Annotated in this window: 15 protein-coding genes; 10 read left to right on the forward strand and 5 right to left on the reverse strand. The window is 69.4% G+C overall.

The annotated features are described in order from the left end of the window. The first annotated feature begins 6 nt into the window (after positions 1–6). From cbiE to cobM, 3 genes are read left to right on the forward strand one after another with little or no spacing between them, the layout of a single operon-like run. Complete coding sequence (gene cbiE / locus J2848_RS10625) at positions 7–1,245, forward strand: precorrin-6y C5,15-methyltransferase (decarboxylating) subunit CbiE (protein WP_149231306.1); 1,239 nt, start codon at positions 7–9, stop codon at positions 1,243–1,245. After that, a complete protein-coding gene (locus tag J2848_RS10630) occupies positions 1,233–1,676 on the forward strand; it encodes a cobalamin biosynthesis protein (RefSeq protein ID WP_149230991.1) in 444 nt (147 codons plus the stop codon). Before cbiE ends, J2848_RS10630 begins: the two co-directional genes overlap by 13 nt. Further along, positions 1,673–2,434 (forward strand): precorrin-4 C(11)-methyltransferase, encoded by a 762-nt coding sequence (gene cobM, locus J2848_RS10635; RefSeq protein WP_149230992.1) that lies wholly within the window; start codon positions 1,673–1,675, stop codon positions 2,432–2,434. The genes J2848_RS10630 and cobM overlap by 4 nt, the downstream gene beginning before the upstream one ends. Positions 2,435–2,532: 98 nt before the next feature. On the opposite strand, the gene J2848_RS10640 is transcribed toward cobM, so the two are convergent. Then, the gene (locus J2848_RS10640; protein WP_211103096.1) at positions 2,533–3,672 is read right to left on the reverse strand and encodes a cobalt-precorrin-5B (C(1))-methyltransferase; all 1,140 of its coding nucleotides are present in this window, start codon (positions 3,670–3,672) and stop codon (positions 2,533–2,535) included. Positions 3,673–3,736: 64 nt separating this feature from the next. Here J2848_RS10640 and cobA point away from each other — a divergent pair, with 64 nt between their 5' ends. The 3 genes from cobA to bluB are packed head-to-tail and all read left to right on the forward strand — an operon-like array spanning position 3,737 to position 6,592. Next, positions 3,737–4,537 carry a uroporphyrinogen-III C-methyltransferase gene (gene cobA, locus J2848_RS10645; protein ID WP_149230994.1) on the forward strand — a complete coding sequence of 267 codons (801 nt, stop codon included), beginning with the start codon at positions 3,737–3,739 and terminating at the stop codon, positions 4,535–4,537. Then, positions 4,530–5,843: a cobyrinic acid a,c-diamide synthase CobB gene (locus J2848_RS10650; protein WP_149230995.1), complete on the forward strand. Its 1,314-nt coding sequence runs from the start codon at positions 4,530–4,532 to the stop codon at positions 5,841–5,843. Before cobA ends, J2848_RS10650 begins: the two co-directional genes overlap by 8 nt. Positions 5,844–5,845: 2 nt before the next feature. Beyond that, positions 5,846–6,592: a 5,6-dimethylbenzimidazole synthase gene (bluB, locus tag J2848_RS10655; protein ID WP_246193796.1), complete on the forward strand. Its 747-nt coding sequence runs from the start codon at positions 5,846–5,848 to the stop codon at positions 6,590–6,592. Between the two features lie 16 nt (positions 6,593–6,608). Here bluB and J2848_RS10660 read toward each other — a convergent pair whose 3' ends face one another. Continuing rightward, positions 6,609–7,163: a carbonic anhydrase gene (locus J2848_RS10660; protein ID WP_149230996.1), complete on the reverse strand. Its 555-nt coding sequence runs from the start codon at positions 7,161–7,163 to the stop codon at positions 6,609–6,611. Positions 7,164–7,221: 58 nt separating this feature from the next. On the opposite strand from J2848_RS10660, the gene J2848_RS10665 reads away from it, so the two are divergent. Next, entirely contained in the window at positions 7,222–7,638 is a 417-nt protein-coding gene (locus J2848_RS10665) for a hypothetical protein (RefSeq protein ID WP_246193797.1), read from the forward strand. Positions 7,639–7,776: 138 nt separating this feature from the next. Here J2848_RS10665 and J2848_RS10670 read toward each other — a convergent pair whose 3' ends face one another. Continuing rightward, complete coding sequence (locus J2848_RS10670) at positions 7,777–8,949, reverse strand: mandelate racemase/muconate lactonizing enzyme family protein (RefSeq protein ID WP_149230997.1); 1,173 nt, start codon at positions 8,947–8,949, stop codon at positions 7,777–7,779. Positions 8,950–9,120: 171 nt separating this feature from the next. Here J2848_RS10670 and J2848_RS10675 point away from each other — a divergent pair, with 171 nt between their 5' ends. The 3 genes from J2848_RS10675 to J2848_RS10685 all read left to right on the forward strand — a co-directional run bounded on the left by J2848_RS10675 (position 9,121) and on the right by J2848_RS10685 (position 11,198). Beyond that, on the forward strand, positions 9,121–10,113 hold the full coding sequence (locus tag J2848_RS10675; RefSeq protein ID WP_149230998.1) for a LysR family transcriptional regulator: 993 nt from the start codon (positions 9,121–9,123) through the stop codon (positions 10,111–10,113). Positions 10,114–10,260: 147 nt separating this feature from the next. Beyond that, on the forward strand, positions 10,261–10,491 hold the full coding sequence (locus J2848_RS10680) for a hypothetical protein (RefSeq protein ID WP_149230999.1): 231 nt from the start codon (positions 10,261–10,263) through the stop codon (positions 10,489–10,491). Between the two features lie 116 nt (positions 10,492–10,607). Beyond that, complete coding sequence (locus J2848_RS10685; RefSeq protein WP_149231000.1) at positions 10,608–11,198, forward strand: hypothetical protein; 591 nt, start codon at positions 10,608–10,610, stop codon at positions 11,196–11,198. A gap of 48 nt (positions 11,199–11,246) precedes the next feature. Here the strand turns inward: J2848_RS10685 and J2848_RS10690 are convergent, their stop codons facing one another. Both J2848_RS10690 and fliI read right to left on the reverse strand, forming a co-directional pair. Then, complete coding sequence (locus J2848_RS10690; RefSeq protein WP_149231001.1) at positions 11,247–11,681, reverse strand: flagellar export protein FliJ; 435 nt, start codon at positions 11,679–11,681, stop codon at positions 11,247–11,249. Continuing rightward, positions 11,678–13,015: a flagellar protein export ATPase FliI gene (gene fliI, locus J2848_RS10695; protein ID WP_149231002.1), complete on the reverse strand. Its 1,338-nt coding sequence runs from the start codon at positions 13,013–13,015 to the stop codon at positions 11,678–11,680. Before fliI ends, J2848_RS10690 begins: the two co-directional genes overlap by 4 nt. Positions 13,016–13,074 lie beyond the last annotated feature (59 nt).

Genomic DNA, 13,074 nt, shown 5'->3' on the forward strand with positions numbered 1-13,074 from the left:
GATAGCATGGGAACCGCCCGCTGGCTCAGCATCGTCGGCATCGGCGAGGATGGCTGGGACGGTTTGTCGCCAGCCGCCCGCGCGGCGGTCGAAGGCGCCGCAATCCTCCATGGCGGCAGCCGCCACCTCGACCTCATACCGGTCGTTGCAGGACAGGAACGACTGCCTTGGCCGTCGCCGATGACCGACGCCTTTCCTGGCCTGCTCGCCCGGCGCGGCCAGCGGGTCTGCGTGCTGGCGAGCGGCGATCCGTCCTGGTACGGGGTGGGCGCCACGCTGTCGCGGCTCGTTCCGGCTGCGGAAACGAGGGTGATCCCGGCGGCCTCCGCCTTCAGCCTCGCCGCATCCCGGCTTGGCTGGCCCTTGCAAGACTGCCGCTGCCTGACACTCCATGGCCGCCCGCTGGAACAGGTCGTTCCGCATCTGCAACCGAACGCCAAGCTTCTGCTTCTTTCCTGGGACGGAACGACCCCGGCCAAGCTCGCCGCCCTGCTGCGTGCCCGCGGCTTCGGCGCCTCGCGCCTGACGGTGCTGGAGGCGATGGGCGGCCCGCGCGAGGCCTGGCTGGAGGCCACCGCCGACGCCTGGAGTGCCGAGCGTACCGCCGACCTCAACACCATCGCGCTGGACTGCGTCGCCGCGTCCGGCACCCGCATCCTGCCGCTGGCCCCCGGCCTGCCCGACGACTGGTTCGACCATGACGGCCAGATCACCAAGCGCGAGGTGCGCGCCGTCACGCTGTCCTTCCTGGCGCCGCGCCGGGGGGAACTGCTGTGGGATGTCGGTGCCGGCTCGGGCTCCATCGGCATCGAATGGATGCTGCGTGATCCGGCCAACCGAGCCGTCGCCGTCGAACATCATCCGGAGCGCGTCGCCCGCATCCTGACCAACGCCGCGGCGCTCGGCGTGCCCGGACTAACGTTGGCGCGCGGCAAGGCGCCCGCAGCGCTGGAGGGTCTGGAACGGCCGGACGCCGTCTTCATCGGCGGCGGGCTGACTGCGGATGATGTGCTGGCGACCTGCTGGGATGCCCTGCCTCCCGGCGGCCGGATCGCCGCCAACGCGGTGACGCTGGAAAGCGAGGCGGTGCTGTTCGATGCGCACAAGCGGCTGGGTGGCGAGCTGACCCAGCTTTCGGTGGCCCGCGCCTCGGCGGTCGGCGGTTTCCGCGGATGGCGCGCGGCGATGCCGGTCACGCTGTGGCGAGCCGAAAAGCCGTATCAGGAGGGCGCATGGACCGCCTGACCCCCGATGCCCTGCTGTTCGGCCCGGTCTTTGTCGGGTTGGGCTGCCGCCGCGGCTGCGGCTGGGAGGAGATCGCCGGTCTGGTCGCCGCCGCTTTCGACGAGGCCGCCCTGCCCGATGCCGCGCGCCAGTTGGCGGCTCTTGCCGCCCCAATGATGAAGGCCGACGAGGCCGGATTGGCGGAGGCAGCCCGTGCACTCGGCCTGCCGCTGCGCTTCATCGAGGAGGATGCGATGCTGGCCGTGCAGGACCGCGTCCACACCCGCTCTTCCACCGTTTTGGCCGCGGTCGGGCTGGCGTCGGTGGCGGAAGCTGCGGCGCTGGCCGCCGCCGGGCCGGGATCGCGCCTGCTGCTGCCGCGCCGCTCCACCCCCCGCGCCACCGTGGCGCTCGCCTTGCCTGCCGTCGCTCTGTTGGAGACCCGTTCATGACCGTCCATTTCATCGGTGCCGGACCGGGCGCTCCCGACCTGCTGACCCTGCGCGGCCGCGACCTGATCGCGCGCTGCCCGGTCTGCCTCTATGCCGGTTCCCTGGTCCCCAAGGAGATCATCGCGCACGCCCCTGCCGGCGCGCGGATCGTCGACACCGCCCCGCTGACGCTGGAGGAGATCGTCGCCGAGTTCCAGGCCGCCCATGCCGCCGGCCAGGACGTGGCCCGCCTGCATTCCGGCGACCTGTCGGTCTATAGCGCGCTGGGGGAACAGACCCGCGCATTGCGGGACCTCGGCATCCCCTACACCATCACCCCCGGCGTGCCGGCCTTCGCCGCCGCTTCCGCAGCACTGGGGCGGGAGCTGACCCTGCCGGAGGTCAGCCAGACGCTGATCCTGACCCGCACCGAGGGGCGCGCCTCGGCCATGCCGGCCAACGAGACGCTGGAGGTGCTTGGGGCGTCGGGCGCCACGCTGGCGGTCCATCTGTCGATCCACGCCATCGACCGGGTGGTCGAGCGGCTGACCCCGCTCTACGGCGCCGATTGCCCGGCGGCGGTGGTCTACCGCGCCACCTGGCCGGACGAGCGGGTGCTGCGCGGCACGCTGGCCGACATCACGGCGCAGGTCGCGGCCTCACCGATGGAACGCACCGCGCTGATCCTGGTCGGCCCGGCACTGGGCCATGAGGAGTTCCGCTGCAGCGCGCTCTATGACGGCAGCCATGTCCGGCGCTATCGGGGGCTGGGGGAGTGAAGTTGCGCGTCCCACATGCGAAAAGGCCCTCTCCCCCCCGGGGAGAGGGTTGGATGAGGGGGATCCGCTTGCCGGACGCTCCTCGCCACGCATCCCCCTCACCCTGCCCTCTCCCCGGGGGGGAGAGGGTTCACAAGAGCGGGAGAGGGAGCACTTCCCACAATCCGCCCTTGGCGGTCGGTGACCAGCACCTCAACGGCAACCAGCGCATCCTCCAACACCTCCTGCGCGGCACGGCGCGCCAGCTCGGCCACATGGTCGGCCAGCGGCAGGCCGGCGGCGTCCGCCATGCCCAACACCTGCGCCGCCGTGTTGGCGCCCCGCACCTGCGCGACCAGGTCCGGCCCGGCGCCGAGATCGGCCAGCCGCCCGGCCAGCCAGTCGAAATCGACGCTGTTGCGCTTGCTGTGCAAATCCATCAGCCCGCGCGCCAGCTTGCCGAACTTGGCGAAGCCGCCGCACAGCGTCAGGCGGGGGATGGGGTGCCGCCGCAGGTACTTCAGCGTGCCACCGACGAAATCGCCCATGTCGAGCAGCGCCTGCTCCGACAGGCCATAGCGCGCCACCACCGCCTTTTCCGACAGGTCGCCGGTGCAGGCCGCGACATGGGTCAGCCCGGCCGCCCGCGCCACGTCGATGCCGCGCTGGATCGAGGCGATCCAGGCCGCGCAGGAATAGGGCACGACGATCCCCGTGGTTCCCAGGATCGACAGCCCGCCGAGAATGCCGAGCCGCCCGTTCATGGTACGCTTGGCGAGCAGTTCGCCATTCTCCACCCCGACCTCGACCACAAGGTCGGGCGACTGACCGGCGGCGCTTGCCGCCTCCCCTACCGCCTGGGCGATCATGCGCCGCGGCACCGGGTTGATGGCGGGCTCGCCGACGGCCAGCGGCAGGCCCGGCAGGGTCACGGTGCCGACGCCGGGGCCGGCGCGGAAACTCACCCCACTGCCGGGCACACCGCGCCAGACGCGCGCCCGCACCAGCGCGCCATGGGTCACGTCGGGATCGTCGCCGGCATCCTTGACCACGCCGGCCGCGGCCCAGAGGCCGTCCGGCCCCTCCCCCCGCTCCGTCACCGCCAGGGCGAAGGCCGGGGTCTGGCCGCCGGGCAGCGTGACGGTCACCGGGTCGGGAAACTCCCGGCCGAACAGGGCCTCTGCCGCCGCCCGCGCCGCGGCGGTGGCGCAGGTTCCCGTCGTCCAGCCGCGGCGCAAGGGTGTAGCATGCTCCGGCATGCCATCTCCGGCGCCGGCACCCTCCGCACCGCCTTCCGTCTTCTCCGAGCCCGAGTCCGCGTTCATGTCGTTTGAGTCGTCCATTCCCGAAAGCGTCCTGGTCCCCTTCGCCCCCGGCAGCGTCTGGCTGGCCGGGTCCGGCCCCGGCGACCCCGGCCTGCTGACCCTGCTGGCGCTGCAAGGTCTAAGGCAAGCCGACGTCATCGTCCACGACGCGCTGGTCGGCGAACGGATCATGGCGCTCGCCAGCCCGTCGGCAAGGCTGGAGTTCGCCGGAAAGCGCGGCGGCCGCCCCTCCGCCCACCAGGACGACATCACCAACCGCCTGATCGAACTGGCGAAGGAGGGGCATCGAGTCCTCCGCCTGAAGGGCGGCGACCCCTTCGTCTTCGGCCGCGGCGGGGAGGAGGCGCAGGCGCTGGCCGCTCACGGCATCCCCTTCCGCATCGTGCCCGGCATCACGTCGGGCATCGCCGGACCGGCCTATGCCGGCATCCCGGCGACCCACCGCGACACCAACCAGGCGGTGATCCTGGCGACCGGCCATTCGCTGGGCGGCGGGCCGGACTGGCGGGCGCTGGCCGCTACCAAGGCACCGCTGATCCTCTATATGGGCTGGAAGGCGCTGCCGACCATCGCGGCGGAGCTGATGGCCGGCGGCCTGTCCGCCGACACCCCCGTCGGCGTGGTGACGGAGGCGACGACCGCCAACCAGAGGAGCCTCGTCACCAGCCTCGGGACCTGCGTCACCGATCTGGCGGCCAGCGGGCTGGAGCCGCCGGCCATCATCGTGATCGGCGAGGTGGTGCGGCTGCGCCCGGCGCTGGAATGGCTGCCGGCCCAGACGGCGCTTCAGAATGGCTAAAGGTCTCATCATCGCCGCCCCGGCCTCGGGCACCGGCAAGACGACGCTGACGCTGGGGCTGCTGGCGGCTCTGCGCGCCCGCGGCGTGGCGGTGGGGGCGGCGAAGTCGGGACCGGACTACATCGATCCGGCCTTCCACCGCGCCGCCACCGGCCGGCCAAGCGTCAATCTCGATAGCTGGGCGATGGGGCCGGACCTGCTGGACGGTCTGGCCGCCCGCGCCGCCGAAGGTGCCGATCTGCTAGTCTGCGAGGCGCTGATGGGCTTGTTCGACGGCGTGGCCGGCGTCGGCGCCACCGGCACCGGATCGACGGCGGAGATCGCGGCGCGCACCGGCTGGCCGGTCCTGCTGGTGGTGAACGCGAAGGGTCAGTCGCAGTCGGCTGCGGCCCTGGTGAAGGGCTTCGCCACCTACCGCGACGATGTGACCATCGGCGGCGTGGTGCTGAACAATGTCGGAAGCCCGCGCCACACCGCGCTGGCCGGCAACGCCATCGAAGCACTCGGAATCCCGGTCCTCGGCGCCCTGCCGCGCGCGCCGGATCTCAGCCTGCCCGAACGCCATCTCGGCCTCGTCCAAGCCGACGAGACGGAGGGGCTGACCGACAGGCTGGCCGCCCTCGGCCGCTTCATCGCCGAGCATGTCGATCTCGATCGCGTCGTCGCTCTCGCCAAGCCGTCGAAGGCCGGGCGCGGCGGCGATGCCCCCGCCCTGCCGCCACTGGGCCAGCGCATCGCCATTGCGCGGGATGCCGCCTTCACCTTCGTCTATCCCCACCTGACCGCCGGCTGGCAGGCCGCCGGGGCGGAGCTGCGCTTCTTCTCCCCCCTGGCGGACGAGACGCCACCGCCGGACGCGGACGCCGTCTATCTGCCCGGCGGCTATCCGGAGCTGCATGCCGGCCGCCTCGCCGCCAACCATCTCTTCCGCGACGGCCTGCGCGCAGCGGCGGAGCGGGTGCCGGTCTATGGCGAATGCGGCGGCTACATGGTGATGGGCGAGACGCTGGAGGATGCCGATGGCGTCACCCACCCGATGACCGGGCTGCTGGGGGTGCGCACCTCCTTCGCCAAGCGGCGGCTGCATCTGGGCTATCGCCGCGCGGCCCTGCTGGCCAACGGGCCACTGGGGCCGGCCGGCACAGCGCTGATGGGGCACGAGTTCCATTACGCCTCGACGCTCGCCCGCGGCGATGACGCTTCGCTGCTGCATGCGGTGGCGGCCGACGGCAGCGACCTTGGCACGCTGGGCAGCCGGCGCGGGCGGGCGCTGGGGTCCTTCGTCCATTTGATCGCGCGGGGGTGAGAATGGAGGAGGATTTCACCCCGGCGGAGCGCGACGCGCTCTACAAGGCGATCTTTTCCCGCCGCGACGTGCGCGGGCAGTTCCGGCCCGATCCGGTGCCGGACGAGGTGCTGACCCGCATCCTGCTGGCCGCGCACCACGCGCCGTCGGTCGGCTTCATGCAGCCCTGGAACTTCATCGTCGTCACCGACCCGGATGTGAAGTCCCGCATCCAAGCCGACTTCGCCCGCGCCAACGAGGAGGCGGCGGCGATGTTCGAGGGCGAACGGCGCAGCCTCTACAGCCGCTTGAAGCTGGAGGGCATCCGCGAGGCGCCGGTGAACCTGTGCATCACCTGCGACCGCGAGCGCTCCGGCCCGGTGGTACTGGGCCGCACCCACATGCCGGCGATGGATCTCTACAGCTGCGTCTGCGCCGTGCAGAACCTGTGGTTGGCCGCCAGGGCGGAAGGTCTGGGGGTCGGCTGGGTCAGCATCCTGCACGAGGAGGCGCTCCGGGACGCACTGGGCATCCCGGAGCGGATCGTGCCGATCGCCTATCTCTGCCTCGGCCACGTCACCCATTTCGAGGCGACGCCGGAACTGGAAACCAAGGGCTGGCGCAAGCGCCTGCCGCTGGAGGATCTGGTGTTCAGGGACCGGTGGGAAGGGACCAGCCCCTCTCCCCCCCGTGTCAGCGCAAACGAAGTCTGCGCTGACACGACAGGCGGATCGAAGATCCGCCGGAAGCGGGGAGAGGGAAAGGGTTAGGGAGAACTCACAGTCTTTACGCCGCCAGCTTATCGACCTTGCCGTCCAGGCCCATCAGCAGCAGTTCGACCTCGAGGTCCGGGTGGCGTTCCTTGACCATCGCCTTCAGCTTGGTCAGATACTGGCCGTGCACCTCGGCCTCCTTCGCCGGATCGGGCGACAGGTCCATGCCGAGGAAGACCTTGTAGGCGCCGCAGTCGCGGTGATCCATGACGATCAGGCGCTTGATATGGTGCAGGTCCTTGGCGACCGCGACATGGTCCCAGAAGGCGTCGCCCCAGGCCGGCTTCTTGTCGGTCAGCGCACCCAGGCTGGCACCGGCCAGGATGACATGGTCATAGTTCGCCTGCAGATTCCGGGCGTTCATGTAGCTGGCGACATGGCCCATCAGGCGATAGTCCATGCAGGACAACAGCAGCGTGTCGACACTGCCGGCCAGCGCCGGGCGGCTCATCATCATCGGCGCCATCAGCGTCACGCCGGCACCCAGCGTCGCCAGCTTCAGGAACCCGCGGCGCGAGCTGTGCTCGCCCTGGCAGCAGCCATGGTGATGACCGGTCGAATGATCCATTGCGCCCTCCCAACACACCCCGAACCCGTATCGGGGGTTTCACGCGTGATGGTGGCAGATGATTGTTAAAAATTTCAATATAGGGTCTTCCGCCATATGGAAAAGCAATAAAAATTTATTCCTGTGGCATTTTTCGGATAGCTCACTCCACAACCGGATTTCATTTCTCATTCAAGCGATTTCTCATTCAAGCGGGAAAGACGCGGAATCAAAAGGAAACGGGCCGCCCGGCGAAGGGCGGCCCGTTCCGATGCATGGGCATTTCCTGGTCGTCAGCGTTCGGCCATCAACGTTTAGCCGTCACCCGCCGCGCGTGCTGCTGGGCGCCGGTGTGCCGGCCGACCCGACGGTGCTGGAGGCCGGCGGCGGCGACGCGCTCGCGCTGTGGTTGGGCGAACAGTCCGCGTTGGCGATCCCCGCCGTCAGGAGAGTGGCGAGACCGAACAATGCGGCGACGACCGGACTGGCTCCATGAGACATTGGATCACCTCCTTTCTGAAACGTTGCGACCACCAACAGATTGACACAGTAGGGCGCTCGGTCAATGGCCGATTCGAACAATCACGCTGCCGTCTCCCAATGGAACAGGTTTAGATCTTGACCTTGAGTGGTGTCAGCGGGTTTCCAGCAGCCCGCTCATCGTCGCGAACAGTTCCGACTTCGCTTCGAAACCGACGCCGGGCAGGTCGGGCAGCCGCACCCGGCCATCCTCGACTGCGATACCATCGGCGAAACCGCAGAAGGGCTTGAAGACGTCGGGGTAGGACTCGTTGCCGCCCAAGTGAAGACCGGCGGCGATGTTCAGCGACATCTGGTGCCCGCCATGCGGGACCACCCGCCGGCTGGACCAACCATTGTCCTTCAGCATGTCCAGCGTGCGCAGATACTCGACCAGCCCGTAGCTCAGCGCGCAGTCGAACTGCAGCCAGTCGCGGTCGGGCCGCATGCCGCCATGGCGGATCAGGTTGCGGGCATCCTGGTGCGAGAACAGGTTTTCGCCCGTCGCCATCGGCCGGTCATAATGGTTGGCGAGTTCAGCCTGCAACGCATAGTCCAACGGGTCGCCGGCCTCCTCGTACCAGAACAGGCCGTAGGGCTTCAGCGCCTCCGCATAGGCGATGGCCGTCCTGAGGTCGAAGCGTCCGTTGGCGTCGACGCACAGATTCTCGCCCGACCCGACCACCTCCAGCACCGCGTCGATGCGCCGCAGATCCTCCTCCAGCGATGCGCCGCCGATCTTCATCTTCACGACCTTGTAGCCGCGGTCGCGGTAGCTGCGCATCTCGTCCTGAAGCGCCTTCACATCCTTGCCGGGATAGTAATAGCCGCCGGCGGCATAGACCCAGACGCTGTCGTCGGCCACGCCGTCGCGGAAACGGTCGGCCAACAGGCGGTAGAGCGGCACGCCGGCGATCTTCGCCACGGCATCCCACACCGCCATGTCGATGGTGCCGACGGCGACGGAGCGCTCGCCGTGACCGCCCGGCTTCTCGTTGGTCATCAGCCGGGCCCAGATGCGGAACGGGTCCAGATTCTCACCCGTATCATCCAGCAGGCTGTCGGATGCGGCCGACATCAGCCGCGGAATGAAGCGCTCGCGCAGCAACCCGCCCGCAGCATAGCGGCCGTTCGAATTGAAGCCGTAGCCGATCACCGGCTTGCCGTCGCGCACCACGTCGGTGACCACCGCGACGACGCTGCAGGTCATCTGGCTGAAATCGATGAAGGCGTTGGCGATGTCGGACTTGATGCCGGCGGTCTGCTCGCGGATTTCGACGATGCGCATGGCGGTTCCCCTTGCAGCGTGGTGGCGCGTTTCGTGACGGCACTGTAGGGATGATGCCGGCCGCCGGGCCAATGCCAAGGTCGGAACGCATCATGCGGGTTCGGCATAGGGCGGCGGGAAACCGGTCCGGCCCGGCAGACGTGACGAAGATTCCGTGACGAAGATTGGGCGATGGAACTCTCCTGGCTCGACGATTTCCTGGCGCTGGTGGATTGCGGCAACTTCTCCCGCGCCGCCGACGCGCGCCACCTGACCCAGCCGGCCTTCAGCCGCCGCATCCGCGCGCTGGAGGATTGGGCCGGCACCCCGCTGTTCGACCGCAGCGCCCAGCCGGTGACCCTGACGGAGGCCGGGCGCCGCTTCCGCCCCTTCGCCGACGAGACGGTGCGCCGCCTGCTGCAAGGCCGCGAGGAGGCCCGGCTCGCCGCCCAGTCGGAGGCCGCGACCCTGCGCTTCGCCGCCACCCACGCGCTGTCGCTGACCTTCTTCCCCTCCTGGCTGCGGGCGTTGGAGGCCCGCGCACGGCTGGGCGCCATCACCCTGTCGTCGGACAGCATGGAAGCCTGCGAACGGCTGATGCTGGCCGGGCAGGCGCAGTTCCTGCTCTGCCATGCCCACCCGGCAGCGGCCGGCCGGCTGGATGCCGAGTCCTTCCGCTCCGTCGTCGTCGGCGGCGACCGGCTGCTGGCGGTGACCGCGCCCGATGCCGGCGGCCGGCCGCGCCATGTGCTGGCGGATGGCCAGGACACACCGCTGCCGCACCTGTCCTACAGCCGCGAATCCGGCATGGGCCGCATCCTGGAGGCGGTGCGGGCGGTGCAGCCGCTGCCCGCGGCACTCGACACCGTCTTCACCTCGCACCTCGCCGCGGTTCTGCGCACGCTGGCCCGCGACGGGCGCGGGGTGGCCTGGCTGCCGGAAAGCCTGATCGCCGAGGATCTGGCGCGCGGAACCCTGGTGCGGGCCGGAATGCCGGCCGGCGACGAGCGCTGGACCGTGCCGGTGCAGATCCGGCTGGTCCGCCCCCGCGCGCGCCAGAGCAAGGCCGCCGAGAATTTCTGGACGCTCGCGGTCGAAGCTGCCCTGTGGCGCAACGCCGAGTCGTCGGCTGAGGCCACAGCTCTGGTTGCCGGGGCGGAAGCGATCGCTGAAAAAGAGTTGTGAGCGTCGGTACCCAAGTCACTTTGATCGTTGACATTCTCGGAAAAACTTGTCCAGCCGCGTGTTTTCTCTGGCGCTACCCCGTCCGATCGGGCAAAATTTGCCTAGTTCGAGGTAAGAGGCGTCGCGTCAGCGACGGGAGGAACGATCATGGGCGTGAGCAGCATCGGCGGTATCGGCGGCTACCAGCAGCAGCCATATGTCACCCCGCTCAGCAGCGGCCCGGCCGCGGCTCAGCGGTCCACCTCGCCTGTGGAGTCCGCGCAGGAAGACGAGACCGAGCGCACCCGCCGCCAGCAGGAAGCGCAGGCCGCCCAGAGCGGTTCCAGCGGGGGCAACACCACCGCCACCCGTGGCCAGAACCTGAACATCACGGTCTGAAACGGATCGGGCCTGAGCGGCGGAAGTGGTGAGGGGAGTGAAGCGGGGCAGCACCCGGTAAGGGATTGCCTCTGGAGCAACGCCTGGAATGCGGGCAAGAAGCGCGGGAGGCACCGATGGAGATCCGTGGCGTTTCCAGCACGACGGCAGTCCGCCCGACGGCTTTCCAGCCGACGGAGGCCGGCAGTGCTTCCGCGTCGACTCCTGCGGAGACCACAGGCACCGCCGCGAATGGCGAGACGGAAAAAGCCTCCGGCGCCGGCTTCATCAGCCCCTTTCTGCGCTATGACCAAAGCGCCCGGGTGGCTGTGCTGTATTTCCGCGACTTCGACACCGGAGCAACCCAGGACCAGATCCCGTCCCGCCGTGTGGTGGAGGAATATCGCCGCACCGCCAGCCGGCTGTCTCAGGAAGACGAACGGAAATCTGCCGCGGCGAAGACCGGTTCGGACGGATCGGCGGACGGCTCCACCGGCAGCGCGGCGGCTTCGCCGGGCAGCGGCTATGGCACGGCTTATGGCACGGCGGCGGGCGACACCGGGTCGACCGGCACGTCGATCGGCGTGTCCTTCGCAAGCGCTGCGAGCAGCAGCGGGTCGGCGACGGGGTCCGGCACCGCGGCACCGACGACCGGCGGCTCCACTCCGGCCGCAACCGGCGGACGCACCGGCGGATCGCCGGGTGGGCTGGTTTCGGTGACTGTCTGACGGGTTTGGCCGGGGTGTCGTCAGCCGACATCCAGCCACTCCCGAACCTCACCCCCCGGCCGCCTCTTCCTCCGCCTGCCGGCGCCGGAATCCGACCAGCGCGGTTTCGTCCAGCATCGCGGCGTCCTTGCGCTTCTGCTTGTCGCGCTCGCGCTTCTGCCGCTCCTCTTCCGCCAGTTCGTAGCGCTTCAGTTCCTGGAAGGCTTCGGCCATTTCGTCGGTGGCGATCTCGATCTGCGCCTCCACCTGCCCCAGCGATTCGCCCAGCTTGCGGCCACGCTCCATTGCTGCCTGGGCAAAGTTGGAATAGGTGAAGGAAACGGAGAAGTCGTCGCGCACGGTTTCCTGCTCGTGAACGATCTCCTGCTTCACCTTCTCGATCTCGTTGCGCAGCCGGTCAGCCAGCGTGTGGAGTTCCGCCAGGACGCGACGCTTCTCGTCCAGTTGCAGCTTTTGCAGGCGGATGATCGTCTTCAGGCTCATTGCGGCCACTGCACCCCAAAGATTTCAGCGAGCATGGCGTAGCTGGTCTCCAGATCGGTGGCCTCGCGCTTGCCCTGCTTCAGGAAGGCTTCCAGCGCCGGCTGGAAATGGATCGCCTCGTCCACCTGCGGGTCGGAGCCGCGGCGGTAGGCGCCCAGCCGGATCATCTCCGCCATGTTGTCGTAGGACGACAGCAGGCGCCGGGCATGGCCCACCAGTTCGTTCTCGTTCGGCGTGTTGCAGCCGGGCATGGTGCGCGACACGCTGCGCAGGATGTTGATGGCGGGATAGCGCCCGCGCTCGCCGATCTGGCGCTCCATCACGATGTGGCCGTCCAGGATGCCGCGCACGGCGTCGGCGATCGGCTCGTTGTGGTCGTCGCCGTCCACCAGCACGGTGAACAGGCCGGTGATGGAACCCGACCCGACCACTCCCGGCCCGGCGCGCTCCAGCAGGCGCGGCAGCTCGGCGAAGACGGTCGGCGGATAGCCCTTGGTCGTCGGCGGTTCGCCGGCCGACAGGCCGATCTCGCGCTGGGCCATGGCGAAGCGGGTGACGCTGTCCATCATGCACAGCACGTCGCGGCCCTGGTCGCGGAAATGCTCGGCCACCGCCAGCGTCATGTAGGCAGCCTGCTTACGCATCAGCGGGGCCTCGTCCGAGGTGGCGCAGACGACGACGCTGCGGGCCAGACCCTCCGCGCCCAAATCCTCGGTGATGAATTCCTGCAATTCGCGGCCGCGCTCGCCGATCAGCCCGATCACCGCGACCTCGGCGGCGGAGAAGCGCGCCAGCATCGACATGACCGACGATTTGCCGACGCCCGATCCGGCGAAGATGCCCATGCGCTGACCGCGGCAGCAGGTGAGAAAGGCGTTGATGGCGCGGATACCCAGGTCCAGCTTCTCCCCCACCCGCGCCCGCGAATGGGCGTTGGGCGGGTTGTTGCGGATCGGCGTACCGATCGGCCCCTTGGGCAGCGGCCCCTTGCCGTCCACCGGCTCGCCCAGCGCGTTGACGACACGGCCGAGCCAGGCGTCGGTCGGGAAGATCTGCGCCTGGTCGCCCGCCACCAGCGCGCGGCAGCCCAGCCCCACCCCGTCCAGCGCACCGAAGGGCATGGCGAGCGCCCGGCCCTGGCGGAAGCCCACCACTTCGCACGGGACCTGACGGCGGTCGCGCGTCTCGACGATGCAACGGCCACCGACCGACAGCTCCTTCTCGATCCCGCCGACCTCGACCATCAGGCCGGACACGGCGGTGACGCGGCCGTAGCGGCTACGGTCGGGGATCTGGTCGATGTCGCGGATCAACTGATCGATATCGAACGGCATGGATCGGATACCGGCGTCCCAAAGACGGGACACGCTCCTATTAAGGGGTAGTTCTGTGG

The organism is Azospirillum lipoferum, from assembly GCF_024170005.1.
GTDB classification, from domain to species: domain Bacteria; phylum Pseudomonadota; class Alphaproteobacteria; order Azospirillales; family Azospirillaceae; genus Azospirillum; species Azospirillum lipoferum.